This is a genomic window from Psychromonas arctica (genome assembly GCF_038155225.1).
GTDB lineage: Bacteria > Pseudomonadota > Gammaproteobacteria > Enterobacterales > Psychromonadaceae > Psychromonas > Psychromonas arctica_B.
On sequence record NZ_JBAKBA010000378.1, the window covers coordinates 1 to 213 of the forward strand.

A 213-nucleotide genomic window follows, 5' to 3' on the forward strand; every position below is an offset into this window, starting at 1 on the left:
CCGAAGTTGCTGATCGTCGCGCCGATGTCGGGCCATTATGCGACATTGCTGCGCGGGACGGTGGAAGCCTTCCTCCCGTCGCACGACGTGTTCATCACGGACTGGACGGACGCGCGTCTCGTGCCTTCGACCGTCGGTCCCTTCGATCTCGACGACTATATCGACTATCTCGTGGAGATCCTTGGCGTCCTGTCGCAACGCCGTGACGGCGTT

General features: G+C 62.0%; 1 pseudogene. It reads left to right on the top strand.

What is annotated here, in order from left to right:
* Positions 1-213, top strand: a pseudogene (locus V6255_RS18840) (polyhydroxyalkanoate depolymerase); the annotation flags it as partial.